At 61.1% G+C, this 14962-nt stretch carries 15 protein-coding genes; 12 read left to right on the top strand and 3 right to left on the bottom strand.

Annotated features, from left to right (window positions below; all coding sequences use genetic code 11):
* Window positions 1–9 precede the first annotated feature (9 nt).
* Genes ACFWXH_RS01210 through ACFWXH_RS01195 form a run of 4 tightly spaced genes read left to right on the top strand, consistent with a single transcriptional unit; the run spans window position 10 to window position 4323 of the window.
* The gene (locus tag ACFWXH_RS01210) at window positions 10–795 is read left to right on the top strand and encodes a DUF427 domain-containing protein (RefSeq protein ID WP_379116809.1); all 786 of its coding nucleotides are present in this window, start codon (window positions 10–12) and stop codon (window positions 793–795) included.
* A gap of 36 nt (window positions 796–831) precedes the next feature.
* Window positions 832–2472 (top strand): ABC transporter substrate-binding protein, encoded by a 1641-nt coding sequence (locus ACFWXH_RS01205; RefSeq protein WP_379116807.1) that lies wholly within the window; start codon window positions 832–834, stop codon window positions 2470–2472.
* Between the two features lie 13 nt (window positions 2473–2485).
* The gene (locus ACFWXH_RS01200; protein ID WP_379116805.1) at window positions 2486–3445 is read left to right on the top strand and encodes an ABC transporter permease; all 960 of its coding nucleotides are present in this window, start codon (window positions 2486–2488) and stop codon (window positions 3443–3445) included.
* Window positions 3442–4323, top strand: coding sequence for an ABC transporter permease (locus tag ACFWXH_RS01195; protein ID WP_379116803.1), 882 nt, complete (start codon window positions 3442–3444; stop codon window positions 4321–4323). The genes ACFWXH_RS01200 and ACFWXH_RS01195 overlap by 4 nt, the downstream gene beginning before the upstream one ends.
* A gap of 35 nt (window positions 4324–4358) precedes the next feature.
* Here the strand turns inward: ACFWXH_RS01195 and ACFWXH_RS01190 are convergent, their stop codons facing one another.
* Window positions 4359–5267, bottom strand: coding sequence for a LysR family transcriptional regulator (locus ACFWXH_RS01190; RefSeq protein ID WP_379116801.1), 909 nt, complete (start codon window positions 5265–5267; stop codon window positions 4359–4361).
* A gap of 151 nt (window positions 5268–5418) precedes the next feature.
* On the opposite strand from ACFWXH_RS01190, the gene ACFWXH_RS01185 reads away from it, so the two are divergent.
* Window positions 5419–6261, top strand: a complete 843-nt coding sequence (locus ACFWXH_RS01185; RefSeq protein ID WP_379116799.1) for an alpha/beta fold hydrolase — start codon at window positions 5419–5421, stop codon at window positions 6259–6261.
* Between the two features lie 72 nt (window positions 6262–6333).
* On the opposite strand, the gene ACFWXH_RS01180 is transcribed toward ACFWXH_RS01185, so the two are convergent.
* Both ACFWXH_RS01180 and ACFWXH_RS01175 read right to left on the bottom strand, forming a co-directional pair.
* Window positions 6334–6954, bottom strand: coding sequence for a glutathione S-transferase (locus ACFWXH_RS01180; RefSeq protein ID WP_379116797.1), 621 nt, complete (start codon window positions 6952–6954; stop codon window positions 6334–6336).
* The gene (locus ACFWXH_RS01175) at window positions 6951–7727 is read right to left on the bottom strand and encodes a GntR family transcriptional regulator (RefSeq protein WP_379116794.1); all 777 of its coding nucleotides are present in this window, start codon (window positions 7725–7727) and stop codon (window positions 6951–6953) included. Before ACFWXH_RS01175 ends, ACFWXH_RS01180 begins: the two co-directional genes overlap by 4 nt.
* Before the next feature lie 98 nt (window positions 7728–7825).
* Here ACFWXH_RS01175 and ACFWXH_RS01170 point away from each other — a divergent pair, with 98 nt between their 5' ends.
* From ACFWXH_RS01170 to ACFWXH_RS01140, 7 genes are all read left to right on the top strand, one after another.
* The gene (locus ACFWXH_RS01170) at window positions 7826–8584 is read left to right on the top strand and encodes an SDR family NAD(P)-dependent oxidoreductase (RefSeq protein ID WP_379116792.1); all 759 of its coding nucleotides are present in this window, start codon (window positions 7826–7828) and stop codon (window positions 8582–8584) included.
* A gap of 25 nt (window positions 8585–8609) precedes the next feature.
* Entirely contained in the window at window positions 8610–9116 is a 507-nt protein-coding gene (locus ACFWXH_RS01165) for a TRAP transporter small permease subunit (RefSeq protein ID WP_379116790.1), read from the top strand.
* A 10-nt stretch (window positions 9117–9126) separates the two neighbouring features.
* Window positions 9127–10434 carry a TRAP transporter large permease gene (locus ACFWXH_RS01160; RefSeq protein WP_379116788.1) on the top strand — a complete coding sequence of 436 codons (1308 nt, stop codon included), beginning with the start codon at window positions 9127–9129 and terminating at the stop codon, window positions 10432–10434.
* A gap of 71 nt (window positions 10435–10505) precedes the next feature.
* Window positions 10506–11624 carry a C4-dicarboxylate TRAP transporter substrate-binding protein gene (locus ACFWXH_RS01155; RefSeq protein ID WP_379116786.1) on the top strand — a complete coding sequence of 373 codons (1119 nt, stop codon included), beginning with the start codon at window positions 10506–10508 and terminating at the stop codon, window positions 11622–11624.
* 69 nt (window positions 11625–11693) lie between these two features.
* Entirely contained in the window at window positions 11694–12431 is a 738-nt protein-coding gene (locus tag ACFWXH_RS01150) for an SDR family NAD(P)-dependent oxidoreductase (RefSeq protein WP_379116783.1), read from the top strand.
* 10 nt (window positions 12432–12441) lie between these two features.
* Window positions 12442–13248 (top strand): SDR family NAD(P)-dependent oxidoreductase, encoded by an 807-nt coding sequence (locus tag ACFWXH_RS01145; protein WP_379116781.1) that lies wholly within the window; start codon window positions 12442–12444, stop codon window positions 13246–13248.
* Window positions 13235–14938, top strand: a complete 1704-nt coding sequence (locus tag ACFWXH_RS01140; protein ID WP_379116779.1) for an FAD-dependent oxidoreductase — start codon at window positions 13235–13237, stop codon at window positions 14936–14938. Before ACFWXH_RS01145 ends, ACFWXH_RS01140 begins: the two co-directional genes overlap by 14 nt.
* Window positions 14939–14962 lie beyond the last annotated feature (24 nt).

Raw genomic sequence — 14962 nt, 5'->3', positions numbered from 1 at the left:
GATGAAGCCATGAATGCGCCCGTCACCAACACGAAGCTGCAGCCGCGCGAAGCCACCACGCCTCGGCTGATCAACGTGCTCTCCAGCCCGAAGCGCATTCGCGTGCGTTTCGACGGTCAGACCATCGCCGACAGCCGCGACGTGCTCGTGCTGCGTTCGAACCATTTTCTGCCGATCTACTTCTTCCCGGCTGACTCGGTGCCGCCATCCGTGCTCAAGCCCTCGGGACATCGCGACCCGCATGACGTCGGCGGTGAGCGTCAATATTGGGATTTGGATGCCGGCGACCGAAGGGTGGCGAATGCCGCCTGGACCTTCGTGTCGCCACCGGATGAGGAACTGCACCCGCTTGCCGGGCGCATCGCGTTCGTCTGGAATGCTGTCGACCAATGGCTCGAAGAGGAAGAAGAAGTCTTCGTCCATGCGCGCGACCCTTACGCCCGCATCGATGTCCTGCACAGCTCAAGCCACGTTCGGGTCTGGTTCGATGGTGAGCTGATCGCGGACAGCCAGCGCCCGGTGCTGTTGTTCGAGACCCATCTGCCGACCCGCTATTATTTCCATCCGGACGATGTGCGGCTCGACCGCCTGATCGCCTCAGACAGCAACACACGCTGTCCCTACAAGGGCATCGCTTCCTATTGGTCGGGACGGCTGAAGGACGGTTCGATCGCCAAGGATATCGCCTGGAGCTATCGCGATCCGATCGAGGAGGTCCCGAAGATCAAGGGGCTGATCGCCTTCTATCCGCAAGCCGTGGATCGCATCGAACTCGACGGTGAAATCGTCTCCTAACCGTTCCCGCCACTTCCTCCATTCATCGGAAAAGCCATGACCAAACGTTCTGATATCGATGCCTTGCGCGGCCTGTCCGGCGTCCTCTGGAATGTCGCCGTCGACGAACATGCCGCCGGATTCCTCAAACGCCGCGACCTGCTCAAATACGCCATGCTGATCGGCCTGACCGGGTTTGCAACATCGCAAGGGCTCGGCTTCTCTAGCCCGGCGCGCGCCGCTGGCAAGCCGGGCGGCACGGTTCGCGTCGGCCTCGACCAGCCGACCGCCGCGATCGATCCCATCCTGGTGACGGACCCGGCCAGCATCGCGCTGATCAGCCAGGTTGGGGAATATCTGCTGCTGGACGACCCGAAGGACGGGCTGCTGCCGCGCCTCGCCGTTTCATGGGAGGCCGATGAAACCGCCCAGCGCTGGACCTTCAAGTTGAGGCAAGGCGTCAAATTCAACGATGGTCGAGCGGTCACGGCGAAGGATGTCGTTGCTTCCTTCGAACGGCTGGTCGACCCCAAGAGCGGATCATCCGCGCTCTCAGCCTATAAAGGCATCCTCTCCAAGGGTGGTATCCGGCAGGTCGATGAGCAGACGGTTGCCTTCGAACTCGATGCACCCAACAGCAACTTTCCCTTCTATGTCTCGTCCGACGTCGTCAACGCCATCATCCTGCCCGCGGACTACAACGGCGACTTCGAAAAGACCTTCATCGGCACCGGACCGTTCAAGCTGGAATCCTTCCGCCCCAAGCAGGGCGCGACCTTCGTACGCAACCCTGACTACTGGGGCGAGCAGGCCCTGCCCGACAAGGTCGAAATCAAATTCTTCGACGACTCGCAGGCGCAACTGCTGGCGCTGCAGGCCGGCCAGTTGGACGTGATCCCCGAAACCACCCGATCTTCCCTGGCGATCGAGGGCAACCCAGCCTTCCGGATCATCAGCGTGCAGGCAAGCTCGCATGACGAGGTGCATCTGCGCACCGACCAGGCGCCGTTCACCGACAAACGCGTGCGCCGCGCGCTTGCGCTGACGATCGATCGTGAAGCCGTGGTGAAAGGTCTGCTCAAAGGCAGGGCGATCGTCGGCAACGATACGCCTTTCGCACCGATCTTCCCGTCATCGGATCCGTCGGTTCCGCAGCGCAAGCAGGATCTCGCCGAGGCGAAGCGCCTGCTTGGGGAGGCTGGCCTCGCCAACGGCTTCGACGTCACGCTGACCACCGAGCGCGCCTATGACATTCCTGACTATGCCGTGCTGATCCAGAACTTCGCCAAGAAGGCCGGCATCAACATCAAGCTCAACGTGCTGCCGCAGGACGCCTATTACGGGTCGGCCACCTTCGGCAGTTCACCCTGGCTGGATTCGGTGCTCGGCATTACCGATTTCGGCCATCGCGGCACACCCGACATCTTCCTGAATGCGACGCTCAAGAGCAGCGGCACCTGGAATGCCGCGCATTTCAACAACCCGACCTATGACGGGCTGCTGCTTGACTACAGCAAGGCACGCGACCTCCAGGCGCAAAGGCTGGTTGCCGGCAAGATCCAGAACCTGCTGCTGGACGAAACACCGCTGATCATCAGCTATTTCTCGCAGTACAGCCGCATCACCAGCGCGAAGATCGAGGGCGTGCGCTTCACCGCGATCTCGCATCTTCTGCTCGATCGCGCTTCCTTCGCATGAGCGGGGGCGACCGATGACGCTCGGCCGAACCATCGCTTCGCGCATCGGTTCGCTGCTGTTGACGCTGTGGCTGGTCAGCGTGCTGGTCTTCTTCGCAGGGCAGGTTCTGCCCGGCGACGTCGGGCGCGTCATGCTCGGTCCCTTTGCGGATGCCGAGGCCGTCGCGGCGCTCAACCAGAAGCTCGGCACCGACCAGCCAGTGCTCGTGCAATATTGGAACTGGTTCGAGAAGGCGATCCAGGGCGACTTCGGTGTGTCCTTGTCGTTGCGCCAGCCGGTCGCGCCCCTGGTTCTGGAAAGTCTTCGCAACTCGGCTGCACTGGCCGGTGTGTCACTGGTTCTGCTTATCCCCCTTGGCATAAGCGCCGGCATCGTTGCCGGCCTGAAGGCCGGAAGTCTTGTTGACCGGGGGATCGTGCTCTCAGGTGTTTCCCTAGGTGTCGTGCCGGACTTCGTTTCCGGTCTTCTGCTGCTGATCGTGTTCGGCCTGTGGTTGAGTTGGTTTCCGATATCGGGCGTTGCCCCGGCGGGTTCCGGCTTCTGGATCGGCAGCTACTATCTGATCCTGCCGGCACTGCCGCTCGTGCTCAATCTCATCGGCTACATCGCGCGCATGACCCGCGCCGGCGTGATCGAGGCCGCCAATGCCGACTACACGCGCTCGGCAGTCCTGAAAGGGCTTACCCGACGTGAGATCATCTTTCGCCACGTACTGCGCAATGCGCTGACGCCCACGATTGCGGTGATTGCAACGCAGAGCGGCTTCCTGCTCGGTGGATTGATCGTCATCGAAGCGCTGTTCGGCATCCAGGGACTCGGCAACCTCGTCCTGACCGCGGCCAAGGCGCGCGACTTTCCCACCCTGGAAGCCGGCGTGTTGGTGATCGCAGCCATTTTCGTGGTGTCGGCCACCATCGGCGATCTGATCCAGACCCTGCTCGATCCGCGCCTGCGCCGCAGGGCAGCCGCATGACCGATCTTGTCCACACTCCGGCTCCCGATACAGCCATGCTGAGGTTGAGCTTCCGGGCCAGGTTGCGCGATGCGCTGCCGGCGCCAACGATCCTGGTTGGTGGCGCCGTCTTGTTGTTCTGGAGCGTGTGCGCGCTCTTCGGCCAACTGTTCGTGCCTTTCGATCCGTATGCCGAAGATTTTCTCGCCATGCTTGCGCCTCCAGATGCCGTTCATTGGTTCGGAACGGATTCGCTGGGCCGCGATGTTTTCTCCCGCATCGTCGTCGGTTCGCGCGACATCCTGCTGGTCGCGCCGCTTTCCACGCTGGCCGGTGTCACAGCGGGCAGCTTCATCGGCCTGGTGCTGGGATATTTCGATGGCTGGGTTGATGCCATCGGCGCTAGGCTGCTCGACGCGTTGATGGCCTTTCCCTTCATCGTTCTGGTCACCATGACGCTCGTCGCGCTCGGACCTTCGAACCTCACGGTCATCCTGGTGATCGGCATCGCCTACGCTCCCCTGGTGGCGCGCACCGTGCGAACCGCGGTAAGGCAAGAGCGTGAGCGCGACTATGTCAGCGCCGCGCGGCTGGCGGGCGAAAGTACTATCGGCATCATGCTGTTCGAAATCCTACCGAATGTGCGCGAGACAATCCTTGTGGAGCTCATCACGAGGCTCGGCTACGCCTTCTTTTCCATTGCGACGCTCAGTTTCCTGGGGCTTGGCATCCAGCCACCGTCGGCGGACTGGGGGCTTGCGATCGCCGAAGGATATGGGTTCCTCACCGGAGGCAAATGGTGGATCGTCGTCTTCAACTCCGGCGCGATCATCTCGCTGGTGATGGCTGCGAACCTGATTGCGCAGGGAGTGGGGGCGTTCGAAGCTGACAAGGGTTAGCGTTTGCACCCAGAGCGGCATCTCAGACTTGATTGTCAGCGCATGTCGCCGCCAAAATCTGGCGCACAGGTTTGAATATGCTCCCAGAGACGGGTAGCGACAGGTCCGTGCGAGCGGTCGCGGCGACGCGCGGCGACAAGGTCGATATCGACACCCGGGAAATGCTTTCCGGCGATCGACAGGAGACGACCGCTTCGCAGGTCTTCCTCGATCATGAAGCGTGGCAGATGCCCCCAGGCCATGCCGCGCAGGATGATCTCCTTCTTCATCAGATGATCGCCCACGGTACATTGCGGCGCGCCTTCCACCACATAATAATTGGTCTGTTGCACTGTCCGGGCGGTATCACGGATGATGCACTGGGTGAGGTCACGCATTCGCTCCGGGGTGATCGTGCCTGAGAGCGGAAACGGCAGAAAATCCGGAGCGACGACCGGAACGAACGACACCTTGCCGAGGTCGATCCACTCCAGCCGGGCGTCAGTCTTTTCAACCCAGTGCAGGATGAGGTCGGCCTCATCGTCCACGAGTCGTTCCCGCGGCCCACCGATCGTTTCGAAATGCAGATCGAGCCGCGTGTTCGGACAGCTTGCGAAAAATCCGCTCAGCAATTCCAGCCCGTCATTCAACGGACAGGTATCGCCGATCACGACACGCAGATGCGTTTCTTCTCCCATCGCCAGTTGTCGTGCGTGCAGCTTCAGCGTTTCCATCTCGGAAATGAGCGACTGCGCCTTGCGATGAAACGAGCGGCCGGCATCGGTTAGCGTTACGCGATAGCCGCTGCGGTCGAGCAGAGCGACCTCGAGATTGTCCTCCAGCTTGGCAACAGCCGCGAACACCGCGGCATGGGAGCGGTTTACTATCAACGCTGCTCCCTGGAATCCACCCTCGCGGACCACAGCGTCAAAGCATTGAAGTTCCTGAAGCGTGAACGGATACATTGTAGATATTGATTACAGAAATATACTGATCTTTTCAATATTTATCGAAACTGCTTCGTACTAGCTTCGCACCATTCCTGATCGAGGCCGGCAAGGGTGCCGACCAGACAAAGCCCAGCAGCACGCTGGCGACGCAAAGAAAGGTGCCATCATGACCTCCGCTCAACGAGCCAATCCGAGCCAAGAAGAGCCAACCAGCCTCTCGTTCTTCACGACCGGCGACGGCATCAAGATCGCCTACAGAACGGATGGTCCTGCCGACCTTCCGGCACTGGTCCTGGCCAACTCCATCGCCACCACCCTTCACATGTGGGACGACCAGGTTCCCGAACTGTCAAAACACTTCCGGGTCATCCGCTACGATTACCGCGGCCATGGCGGCTCCGATGTACCGGCCGGCGCCTATTCGGATGGCCGGCTTGGCCGCGACGTGCTGGAGCTGATGGACCATCTCGGTATCGAGCGCACGCATTTCCTGGGTCTGTCTCTTGGCGGCTTCATCGGTCAGTGGCTGGCCATCCATGCGCCGGAGCGCATCGACCGGCTGGTGCTTGCCAACACCGCCTCCCACCTCGGACCTGCCGACTATTTCGACACCGCCATCCGCAAGGTTCTCGCGGCCGAAGACATGAAGGATACCGCTGAAGGCTTCCTGCACAACTGGTTTCCCTTGGCGATGATCGAGGCGAACCGACCGATCGTCCACAGGTTCCGGCAGGACCTGCTCCACACACCGCGCCAAGGACTTGCCGGTCTCTTTGCGGCGGTGCGCGATGCCGACCTGCGCCGGACCATCGCCCTCATTCAAAGCCCTACCCTGGTCATTGGTGGCAAGTTCGACACGGTGACGTCCTATGCCATGAGCGAGGCCATCGCGGCCGGCATCCCCGGAGCGCGGCTGAAAGGCTTTCCCGCCGTGCACCTTACCAACATCGAATTTCCGGAAGAGTTCACTGATGAGGTGCTGGCGTTCCTGAAATCAGACCAGGCCTGACGACGGCGATGCAAGCGGCGCGGCTTGAGCCGCGCCGCTTTAACTTGCAGGTCCTTCGTGCCCCGAATGCGTTTAGGTATGAGGTAACGTCGCCATCATCGACGAGCGCTCCGAAACCTTGCTGAACCACTGGGCGAGTTGCGGGCGTGCGCTTCTCCAGTCCTTGTCGGCAAAACGGAAGTCGAGATAACCCAGCGCGCAGGCAGCAGCGATCGCGCCAGCATGGAAGTCGGCGGATATGTCGGAGAACCACCGCCCCTCTAAGGCGTCGAGACCCGAGTCGATCTTTTCCATCTGACCGCGATACCAGTCGTCCCAGAAGAATTCCTTTGGGCGCAGAACCGATTCGTAACGGCACAGAAGCGCTGCATCGAGAACGGAATCAGCCAACGCTTCCAAGGTAAGCACAGGGAAGCGACGCGCGTCTTGCGGATAGAGTGAGCCCGCGCTTGATGCGAGCGAGTCCACATAGGCGCAAATGACACGGCTGTCGAACACCGGAGTGTCGTCTTCCAGCAGCGCGCACGGGACCTTGCCCGAGGCGTTGTGGCGAACGATGCTCTCGTCCCGCTTCACCGGCCAGGCGGCCGATGGCAATTTCTCGATTTCGGAGGCTAGGCCCCGCTCATGGGCGCAAACCATGACCTTGCGTACGAAAGGAGAAGCGGGAGAGAAAAAAAGTCTGATCGTCATGCTGCAGGCCTCCGGTGTCGTCTGCGGGTACGGGTTTTGCTTGAGAGCGCATCGGCGGTCGGGACGCGGAGGAAATCCTCGGGATACTCCTCCAACTGCGTATGCAGGTGCTCGAGCGCGAAGGTGATGTGCTCGCGCATGATGGCAGCGGCGCGCTCGCCCTGCCCTTTGGCCAAGGCGCGGGCAATACGGTGATGATCGTCGTGTGATCGGCGGATGACGTAGAAATCACGCCACATGATCACCCGGTCCGAAGCGAGCGGCACATTGTGAAGGCTTTCCACGAAGGTCTTTATCCAGGGATTGGCGGCAAGCTCCATGATTGCGGTGTGGAAGCCGACATTCATGCGCCGGTAGGGCACGAGATTCTCAGGCGAAAGCGAACCTGGCGACAGTAGCCGGTCTCCTTCTTCGACGAGCTCGAACAGAAGTTGCTCGGCTGCTTCCGACATGTTGGAGGCAGCCAGGCGGCAGGCTGTCGCCTCCAACTCTGCCCTGACCTGAAACGCACCAGCAACATCGGAAAATGAGAACTCGCGGACATAGAAGCCGCGATTGTTTTCGTAGGAAACGAGACCGCTCTGAGTCAGCGCCGTCAGTGCCGTCCGCAGCGGCGTGCGGGAGATCCCCAGCATGTCCGCGAGTTTGTCCTGATGCAGTTTTTCGCCCGGACGCAGATCCCCGCTGAGGATCGCTTCACGGATACGTTCGGTGACGAATTCAGGGCTCGTATGGGCATCTGTCAAAGGCGGTTCCTCCGTGCAGTCGCGCACATAATGTATCCAAAATTGTCATTTTGCACGATTTTTGTTTGCAGAAATGCCAATAATGTGTTCATTGTCGCCCACCCAAGAGGGAGGAGCCTCTCTGCATGTCGAATATCTGTCTGGTCACCGGCGCTGCCGGTGGCATCGGGAAAGCTATTGTCTCGCGTCTGGCGCAGGACGGTTACTCCGTGCTCGCTGCCGATCTTTCGGAGCAGAAAGCGCAGGCGACGATTGCGGGCATTCCAGGCCGCGATCACCGCGCGATCGCACTCGATGTCGCCAATGAAGCCGAAGTGGCCTCCGTTTTCGCGGACGCCGCCGAACGAGGAACTCCAATCGACCAAGTCGTGGCTGCTGCTGGCATCCTGCTCTTCGCAGACAATGGCGAGCGGCCACCGATCGTCGACATCACTCTTGCCGACTGGCAACGCACCCAGTCCGTGAACTCCACCGGCACATTCCTGCTGTTGCGCGAGTTCCTGCGCGCTGCCTCCCGCCGTCAAATCGCCAATGGCCGTTTCATTGGCTTCAGTTCAGTCGCCGCACAACTTGGCGGGTATCGTTCCAGTGCAGCCTATATCGCGTCCAAGACCGCGATCCTGGGGCTGATCAAGGCCGGCGCGCGCGAAGCGGCGGCACTGGGCGTGACGGTCAATGCCGTGGCGCCCGGCCTGATCGATGCGCCGATGCTTCGCCAGTCTCTGCCTCCGGAAAACGATGGCGTGGTGGCGAGCAATATCCCGCTCCAGCGGCTCGGAACGCCCGAGGACGTCGCCGGCGCCGTATCGTTCCTGATCGGCCCGGATGCCGCCTACATCACCGGCGCGGTGATCGACATCAATGGCGGCTACCGGATGCAGTGATGCACGCCACGGGAGGGAAGAAATCATGGTGAAAATCGCCGAAACGCTGACCCGGCTGCTGGCTTGGGTCGCAGGGCTGGCCGTTCTGCTGATGATGTTTCACGTCATGGTCGATGTGCTGGGAAAATATCTTTTCAACGCCCCCCTGCCCGGCACCGCCGAAGTGGTCGCCGCCTACTACATGATCGGCGCAGTGTTCCTGCCGCTGGCATGGGTTGAAGTTTCGGGTGGTTCGATCGTTGTCGAGGTGATCTACGAGAAGGTCCCGGAGCGCGCGCAGAAGGTCATGTTGATCTTGGCCGACGTCGTTTCAGCGATCTACTACAGCGTATTGGCTTGGTTCTCCTGGGGCGTCGCCGTTCACGCCTGGAGGATCAACGAAACGGTCGACGGAATCTGGCGCGTCACCACCTGGCCCGCGAAGTTCCTGCTGCCTTTCGGCTTCGGCCTCGTCGTTGTCGTGCTTTTGATGCGCATTGCCATGGGTGAGCGCGGGCGCATGAAAGCGGCTCATTCCGCCGTCGAGATCTGAGAGGACCAAGATGGAACGGCTGGAAATCGGCTTCATCGGCATTTTTGCCATTCTCGCGCTGATCGGCATTCGTGTGCCGATCGGTGTTGCCATGGGCACGACTGCCTTCTTCGGAATCTGGGCCATGATGGGCCTGGGTCCTGCGATCGGCATCTCCAAGGCAATCCCTTTCAACCTCATCGGTGACTGGAATCTCTCGGCTATTCCGATGTTCCTGTTCATGGGGTTCGTTGCGGTCGAAGCCGGGCTGACACGCGGCCTGTTCGGCGCTGCGCGTATCTTTCTGGCCCGTATTCCAGGTGGGCTTGCTTCGTCTACCGTCTTTGCGTCGGCCCTGTTCGGAGCCGCGAGCGGCTCAAGCGTTGCCACATCGGCAGCCTTCTCGCGCATCGCCATCCCAGAAATGCTGGATGGCAAATACAATCCCGGCCTCGCGACTGGCTCGGTTGCCGCATCCGGCACGCTCGCGGCGCTCATACCGCCTTCGGTATTGATGATCGTCTATTGCCTGCTGGTCGACAGTTCCATCAACACCCTCTTCATGGCGGGCGTGGTGCCGGGCATCCTGACCGCTGTAGCCTTCATAATCATGATCACGCTGCGCTGCGTGCTCAACCCCGATCTCGCGCCGCGCTATGTGGACACGACGACCGGTGCTGAAAAATGGGCGCTTATCCGCGATGCCTGGCCGCTGCCGGTGATCACCTTCATCGTCATGGGCGGCATTTTCACCGGTGCTTTCACGGCAACCGAATCCGGGGCAGTCGGCGCTTTCCTAGCCTGCATCATCGCGGCGATCCGCGGCAGGCTCAACTATCCGATGTTGCGGCGCGCGCTTATCGACACCGCCTCCGGCACCTCGGCCATCTTCATGATCGTTCTCGGCGCAGCCCTGTTTGCCCGTTTCGTTGCGCTCGCCACGATCCCGACCTGGGTGATGGGCTTCTTCGACGGCTACGAGACGATGACAATCGTCATCTGCATCTGCATCATCCTGGTGTTGATGGGCACTTTCATGGAGGAAATCTCCATCATGCTGCTCACCATGCCGGTTCTGGTGCCGGTGCTCAGCAGCCACGGTATCGATCTCACCTGGTTCGGCATCCTGGTGATCAAATTGATGACGATCGGGCTGATCAGCCCACCGGTCGGCATGAATGTCTTCGTCATCAAATCCGCGCTCGGTGATCGCGTCACGCTCAACCAGATTTTCGGGGGCGTGACCTGGTTCATCATCGTCGACCTGTTCGTGCTGGCCGCGCTGATCGCTTTTCCGCAGATCAGCCTGTGGCTGCCAAACCTGATGATGAGCCGATAGCCAACGATGCCAGCGCCCCGGCGCCGGAAGAGACAACGCGTCCAACAATCAAACAAAAAAGGGAGTGAGAGATGAAAAAACTGCTTTTGGGAACAGCCGCCCTGTCGCTGCTGACCTCGGCCGCATGGTCGGACACCTTCCAGGCCACGAACTGGATGGCGCCTGCCCATATTCTCAACGAGTTTCCGTACCAGCAGTTCTCCAAGGATGTCGCCAAGGCGACGGATGGCGCGCTGCAGTTCGAGGTCTATTCGTCCGGAGCTCTGGTGCCGGCACCGACCACCATGCAGGCGATCTCGGACGGCGTGGCCCAGCTCGGCATCGTCTATCCACCTTACACGCCTTCGGAGCTTCCGCTCAGCAACACAGTCAACGACCTGGCTTTTGTCGCCAAGGATGATCTGGCAGCGGCGTTCGCCTGGACGGAGCTCGGGCTGACCAATCCCAAGCTTCGCGCCGAATGGTCGAAGAATGGCGGCGTCTTCGTCGGCGGCTATTCGACGCCGTTCTACAATTTCATCTGCATGAACGAGATCGTCTCCCCCAAGGATGTCGCGGGAAAGAAAGTGCGCGTCGCCGGCACCGCGCAGACGGAATGGATCCAATCGTTGAAGGGCGTGCCGGTCTCCGTGCCAATCGCGGACGTCTATTCGGGTCTGGAGCGCGGCTCCATCGATTGCACCATGTCGGACGCCACCAATCTCGACAAGGGCAACAAATTCTGGGAGGTGGCGAAGACGGTGAACACCTTGCCGATGGGCGTTGTCGTCGGGGCTACATATGTCTTCAACAAGGACTTCTGGACCGGGCGGACACCGGAGCAGCGCCGCATTCTGCTCGATGAAGTCGCCGTGGGACTTGCCCGATCACAGGTCGCCTACCATGTCGGCGTTGAAGCGGCGTTGAAAGGTTCTGCCGAGCGCGGCCTCAAGGTCTCGGAACCGACGCAGGAAATGAAAGATGCGTTGAGCGCGTTCCAGGCCTCCGTGGCCAAGGCCCTGCCGGCAAAGGCGGTTGCGACGCGTGGCATCGAAGACCCGACGGACGTGCTCAACGAATTCGTCACGCTCGAGGAGAAGTGGCGCAAGCTCGTCGCCGACGTCGATCGCACCAATCCGGACGCCGTGGCAGTGATCCTGAAGACCAATCTCTACGACAAGATCGATCCCAAAACCTTCGGTGCCGACTAACGAGCCGAGATAGGACCGGCGCGTCTCCCCGCCGCGCCGGATCCCTTGCCCTGTCCTTCAGAGATCCGAATGCCAAAACAGGTTCTTCCAGAAGCAATCGTCACCGGTGCGGGCTCCGGCATAGGACGCGCCATCGCCCGCCGCCTGGCGAATGAGGGCTTCGCCGTCGTCGTCGTCGACCGTGCGACGGAACCGGCCGAGGAAACAGTGCGTCAGTTGCAGGCCGAAGGTCACGAGGCGCGCGCGGAAATTCTCGACATCACGGATGCAGCCGCGACGCAGCGTCTCATCGACACAGCTCCGAATTTGCGGGTGCTGGTCAACAATGCCGGCATTTTCGACGTGAAGAAATTCGATCAACTGACCGCGGACGATTTCCGCCGCATGTATGAGGTGAACCTCATCGCGATGTTCACCCTCTGCCAGCAAGCGGCTCGGGTTCTTCCCGAAGGGGGGCGCATCATCAATCTGGCCTCGCGTGCGGCCTTCGGGGCACGCAATTATGCCCACTATGCTGCCTCGAAGGCGGGCGTGGCCGGCCTCACCAAGGCGCTCGCGCTGGAACTGGCGGCCAGACAGATCACCGTCAACGCCATCGCGCCGGGCGTGATCATGACGGACATGCTGTTGGAACGGCCGGACGGGATCGCGGAACTGGCGGCAGAGCAACCGACAGGCAGGCTCGGCAAACCGGAACACATCGCGCATGCCGCTGCGTTCTTCGCCAGCCCATTCGCGGAATACATCACCGGGCAGGTTCTTATCGTCGACGGCGGCCGATCCGTCGGTGGCACTGCGGCATTTTAGGGAGAATACGTTGGCATCTCTATCTTCGTCACTAGAGCCTTCGGCCTTGCATGGCCGCACTGCAGTCGTGACCGGCGCGGCGCAAGGAATCGGCCTGGCGATTGCCGAGGCGCTGCTTGCGGCTGGAGCGCATGTGGTGGCAGTCGACCGCGAGGCGCAGGGGCTCCGGGCACTGGTTGCGGCCCACCCCCAGGTGACGGCAGTCGGCGGCGATGTCACGGATCCAGCGTTGCCGGAAGCAATCGATGCGGCCATGGCCGCTGCCGGCCTGTCTCCCAATATCCTCATCAACAACGCAGGCATCGCGCGCGGAGCGCATGCGCTGCAGACGACCGATGAGGATTTCGACCGTTATTTCCAAGTCAATGTGCTTGGGCTGTTTCGGCTCTCGCGGTGGGCGGTCGGTGAGATGATGCGCCGGGGCGGCGGGGCCATCGTCAACACGGCCTCGATCTTCGGAGAGATCGGCGCGTTCAACTCCTGCGGCTATTCCGCCTCCAAGGCGGCGGTGATCGGGCTGACCCGCCAGATGGCGACCGATTTCGGGCCCAATGGAATACGCGTCAATGCGGTGGCACCTGGCTTGATCGAAACGCCGCTTACGGCAGAGCGCATCCGCACGGAGGCATGGCGGCGGCACCAGATGATCGATGGTGCACCACTTCGCCGGGTGGGAAAACCCGAGGACGTAGCGCGCGCCGTACGCTTTCTGGCATCGGACGAGGCGAGCTTCATTACCGGCCAGGTACTGGCCGTCGATGGCGGCTGGGCCATGGGACGTTATCCACGCGAAGAGCCCATCCATGCCGACATCTGAACTCCCCGAAAGCTGCGATCTCCTGGTCATCGGATCAGGCGCTGCCGGCATGGCAGCCGCTATTTCTGCGAGCCATCACGGCTTGAACCCTGTCATTGTCGAAAAAGCGGATGTCTTCGGCGGCTCAACGGCAGTCTCGGGTGGGGCTATCTGGGTTCCTTGCAACCCGCTGATGCAGGCTGCTGGAATGGCCGACAGCCGCGAAGCTGCAAGAACCTATATCCGCGGCGAAAGCGGTAACCGTTTCAACGCCGAGCTTGTCGACGCTTTCCTGGAAAAGGGGCCGGAGGCAATCGCTTTCTTCCATGACAAGACAGCGCTCAAACTGTCACATCGCGCCTTTTCCCCGGACTATCACCCTGACAGCGAAGGCGCGACCGAGGGTGGCCGATCCCTCGATGCGCTTGACTATGATGGGCGCCGCCTTGGCCAAGATCTTTATCGACTGCGTTCGCCGATCGCCGACTTCACCATTCTGGGCGGCATGCCTCTTGGCCGACCGGATATCTATCACTTCCTGCGACTGACGCGTTCCGCGAAATCGGCAGTCTACGCTGCCAAAACCGTGCTCCGTTATCTTCGTGACCGAATTGTCTGGAAGCGAAACACGCGGCTTGTCATGGGGGCAGCAGTGGCAGGGCGGCTTGCCGAAACCGTGTTCGAGCGCGGCATTGCGCTCCACACGGGTCATGAATTGATCAAGCTCGTCCAGGATGGTGATGGCCGTGTCACAGGTGCGGAACTCACCGGTCCGAACGGGACGACACGTATCGTCGCCAAGCACGGCGTCGTGCTCGCGACTGGCGGGTTTCCGCACGACACGGTGCGACGAGCCCGCCAATTCGACCATGTTCGTAAAGGCTTGCCACATTATTCGATGTCACCGGCAGCAAGCACAGGCGGAGCGATCGCGGTGGCGGAAGCCATCGGCGCGGCCTTCGTCGAGACAAACACCAATGGCGGGTTTTGGACGCCGGTTTCGCTATTGCCCAATGAAGACGGCTCGCGGCGGCCATTCCCGCACCTTTTCCTTGATCGAGCCAAACCCGGTGTTATCGCTGTCGGGCATGACGGACAACGCTTCGTCAACGAAGCCGTCAGCTATCATGATTTTGTCCAAGGCCTCATTGCGAAGCTTCTGGACGAAGGCCGGCAATCGGCATGGCTGATTGCCGATCATACGGCGCTCCGCCGCTACGGTCTGGGAGCGGCTCATGCATTTCCGGCAAGGATCGGCAGGCATTTGAAGAGCGGCTATCTGAAGCGAGGCACATCGCTCGGCGAGCTTGCGCGGCAATGCGGTATCGATGCCACGCAACTGGAGCGAACCGTTGCTGCCCTCAACCACAAAGCATTGCGCGGTGACGATCCCGAATTCGGCAAAGGCACAACCAGCTATCAGCGCTATCTCGGAGATGCAGAGAACAAGCCGAACCCGTGTGTCAGACCACTCGAAGGTCCATTTTACGCCATCGAAATATTTCCCGGCGACATCGGCACGACGATGGGGCTGGACATCACGGCCAAGGGCCAGGTGAAAAACCGGGACGGCCGCGTGATTCCGGGCCTCTACGCTTGCGGCAACGACATCAACTCTGTCATGTCAGGCTCCTATCCGGGTCCTGGCATCACGCTCGGGCCGGCGCTGACCTTTGGCTATGTCGTCGGCGAAACGGCAGCAAAGGGCTGACTGACAACGGCCTTGTAAATTGCT

This window comes from Mesorhizobium sp. NPDC059054 (assembly GCF_042739215.1).
GTDB lineage: Bacteria > Pseudomonadota > Alphaproteobacteria > Rhizobiales > Rhizobiaceae > Mesorhizobium.
Note: the sequence above shows the minus strand (reverse complement) of the source record. Positions and strands in the feature narration are given on the sequence as shown.

Excerpts from the sequence above, each read along its gene's own strand:
- ACFWXH_RS01195 (WP_379116803.1), top strand. The coding sequence starts at position 3,442 with ATGACCGATCTTGTCCACACTCCGGCTCCCGATACAGCCATGCTGAGG.
- ACFWXH_RS01155 (WP_379116786.1), top strand. The coding sequence starts at position 10,506 with ATGAAAAAACTGCTTTTGGGAACAGCCGCCCTGTCGCTGCTGACCTCG.
- ACFWXH_RS01150 (WP_379116783.1), top strand. The coding sequence starts at position 11,694 with ATGCCAAAACAGGTTCTTCCAGAAGCAATCGTCACCGGTGCGGGCTCC.
- ACFWXH_RS01170 (WP_379116792.1), top strand. The coding sequence starts at position 7,826 with ATGTCGAATATCTGTCTGGTCACCGGCGCTGCCGGTGGCATCGGGAAA.
- ACFWXH_RS01160 (WP_379116788.1), top strand. The coding sequence starts at position 9,127 with ATGGAACGGCTGGAAATCGGCTTCATCGGCATTTTTGCCATTCTCGCG.
- ACFWXH_RS01185 (WP_379116799.1), top strand. The coding sequence starts at position 5,419 with ATGACCTCCGCTCAACGAGCCAATCCGAGCCAAGAAGAGCCAACCAGC.
- ACFWXH_RS01190 (WP_379116801.1), bottom strand. The coding sequence starts at position 5,267 with ATGTATCCGTTCACGCTTCAGGAACTTCAATGCTTTGACGCTGTGGTC.
- ACFWXH_RS01165 (WP_379116790.1), top strand. The coding sequence starts at position 8,610 with ATGGTGAAAATCGCCGAAACGCTGACCCGGCTGCTGGCTTGGGTCGCA.
- ACFWXH_RS01200 (WP_379116805.1), top strand. The coding sequence starts at position 2,486 with ATGACGCTCGGCCGAACCATCGCTTCGCGCATCGGTTCGCTGCTGTTG.
- ACFWXH_RS01180 (WP_379116797.1), bottom strand. The coding sequence starts at position 6,954 with ATGACGATCAGACTTTTTTTCTCTCCCGCTTCTCCTTTCGTACGCAAG.
- ACFWXH_RS01210 (WP_379116809.1), top strand. The coding sequence starts at position 10 with ATGAATGCGCCCGTCACCAACACGAAGCTGCAGCCGCGCGAAGCCACC.
- ACFWXH_RS01205 (WP_379116807.1), top strand. The coding sequence starts at position 832 with ATGACCAAACGTTCTGATATCGATGCCTTGCGCGGCCTGTCCGGCGTC.
- ACFWXH_RS01140 (WP_379116779.1), top strand. The coding sequence starts at position 13,235 with ATGCCGACATCTGAACTCCCCGAAAGCTGCGATCTCCTGGTCATCGGA.